1 protein-coding gene is annotated in these 2550 nt (G+C 59.8%); it reads right to left on the bottom strand.

All coding sequences use genetic code 11. From position 1 onward, the window contains the following. Positions 1-322: 322 nt before the first annotated feature. Positions 323-2550 (bottom strand): class I SAM-dependent DNA methyltransferase (locus tag ACK5L9_RS19285; RefSeq protein ID WP_416913078.1); only part of this gene is annotated, 2228 nt, incomplete at its 5' end.

Here is a 2550-nt window from a genome sequence, read left to right as displayed (position 1 = left end):
GTGCAGCACCAAGTGAAAGGATTCGGCCAGATCGCAGTTCCACACATAGACATCTTCGCGGGCCACGCCGACATCGGCGGCAGCAGGCGCATATCGCTGCAGCCGCTGGTCACTCAGGCAAGTGGTTAACAGATTATGAACGCTAAGATCGGTCATAGTTTCGGCTTGATCCCCAGGGCCATTGGCCCTATATCTCCTTGCGTGAGACGCGGAAAGGTTGCCCTTGGGTGCGCAAGCAGGCCTCTGGCCCCTCCCGCGGACAAGATCATGAGGCGGGCCTTCGGGCGCCGCCTCACTCTTTTTCCGGGGATGCCCGGCTGGGTCACGGCTTGCCGCCTTTCTTCACCCGCGCGGCATACAGCTTGAACAGCTTTTCCAGCCGTTCGGTATCGTTGCGGAAGGGGCGGCCGATATACATGGTTTCCAGCAGATCGTCGTTTTCGCGATGCACGGCGCGCAGATCGTCGGGCATCTTGTCGGGATCGTAAAGATCGGCGATGGTCTTGGGATAATGCGAATAGCGGGTCCGCAGGATGTTCCGGGCCGAGGCTGACAGCGCGGCCTTTTGCTCCTCGCTGAAATTCGGCACCGGAAAGGTGTTCCAGCCAAGCGTGTTGGAATAGCGGAACCGGCTTTCCAACCTGCCGCAGACCGTGGCGATCCAGACAAGATGCAGGCGAGAAGCGATCAGCGCGATGCACCAATCGGGTGCGTCGTAGAGCACCTGATTGAGGTTCGATGAGATGACATCGGCTCCGACCCGCACGACGGGAAGGTAGGGGCGGCGTTCCGAGGTGACACTGGGGACGAGGATGGAATGGTCCTTTGCCCAGTTCTGCGCTTGCCGAAATCTGTGAGGGTATGCCGCCGCTGGCCGGGTTTGTGCCGCCTTGCTGGCACTGCGAAACTTCGCGACTGCATCGAAGCGTGCCTTCAACTCGGGAATCTGTGTCGCCGCGTCCGCATCCTGATCTGCGACCCAAAGGCAATAACGTTCGATGCCGCGAACCACCTCGGCAGACCCCATGAACTTCTTGACGAACCGGGCTGAATCTGGACGAAGGTCAAGCAGTTCCTCCTTTTCATCCGGCGTAAGTATCAAGTGGCCTCCATCCGTGGGCTTGTTGCCATATTCCATATAAGGAAGATCGAACAATGATCGCGCAATTGCGGACACGAACAGGTCGGGACCGTCCAGCAGATAGGCATTGATATTCGCGACTGCGGCACTGATCCTGCCGTCAAATAGCCACCTTTGATCTTTTGAGGCGTTTCGCAGACCGACGATGACGCACATCACAGCCGCGTTTGCCGACGCGTTGTTTCTCCATTTGAATGTCTGATGCGCGAATCCGATTTCTACCCCGCCGACGAGAACATTTTCCCAAAACGCCCCAACTGCTTGCCCCTGACAGATGGAATTTGTGGAAACCAGCGCCGACCTTGCCGTGCGTCCGCGCACATAGTTTGCGGCCTTGAACATCCAACAGGCGACAAAATCGACGCGACGGTAGGCGTCGATATGTCCCGCGAGAACAAGGTCCATATCGGCATTCTGATCATCTGAGCGCGAGCCATCGCCCAGAAACGGCGGATTGCCTGCGATGAAAACTTCTTCGCCCTCGGCGGGGGGCGGGCAGACATCCTCCCAGTTCAGCCGCAGCGAATTGCCGGTCACGATATGCGCCGCGTCTTTCAGGGGCAGGGCGGCGGGGCGGCGACCAAAGACCTCGGCAAAGGTGGCATTGGCCTGATATTCGGCGATGAACAGGGCCAGCTTGGCGGTCTCGGCGGCGAAATCGGCGATCTCGATGCCATAGAAATGCGTGATAGGGATATTGGTGAACAGCAGGTTCTGTGCCTCGCCCGTCAAATCCTGCATGCGCTTCAGCACCCGTGTCTCTCGCGCGCGAAGTTCGCGATAGGATACGACAAGGAAATTCCCCGATCCGCAGGCCGGGTCGAACACGCGCATCCGCGACATCCGGTCCAGCACCTGTTGCAGGGCCCGGGCACGGTCCCATGCCCTGTGGATCTCGGCATCCAGATCGTCCAGAAACAGTGGTCCGATCACCTTCATGATGTTCGGCACCGAGGTATAATGCATCCCCAGTTCCGAGCGCTGCTTCGAATCCGCAACCGACTGGATCATCGAACCGAAGATGTCGGGGTTGATTTCGCGCCAGTTCAGGTCGCAGGCCTCGCGCAGATAGCGGAAGGCTGCGGCATCGAAGCGCGGCGCGTCGATGGCACCCGCAAAAAGCCCACCATTGACGTATTCCAGTTCGCCCGTCCAGGTGGGCAGGCCCTCACGCCGGGCCTTGGGCAGGTTCATCGCCTGGAAGGCCGCGATGACGGTTTCGCGCGCCTCCTCGCCCCGGTCGCCCGCATGGGTGAACAGCAGGCGCGAGAACTGGTTGTCGGGGAAAATCCCGACATCCTCGGCGAACATGCAGAAGATCAGCCGCATCATCAGCTGGTTCATCTCGTGCCGCCGCCCGTCGCTGCCCCAGTCCGGGTTGGCTTTGATCAGCGCATCATAAAGCCGGG

The organism is Paracoccus sp. (in: a-proteobacteria), from assembly GCF_047973135.1.
Classification (GTDB): Bacteria; Pseudomonadota; Alphaproteobacteria; order Rhodobacterales; family Rhodobacteraceae; genus Paracoccus.
Note: the sequence above shows the minus strand (reverse complement) of the source record. Positions and strands in the feature narration are given on the sequence as shown.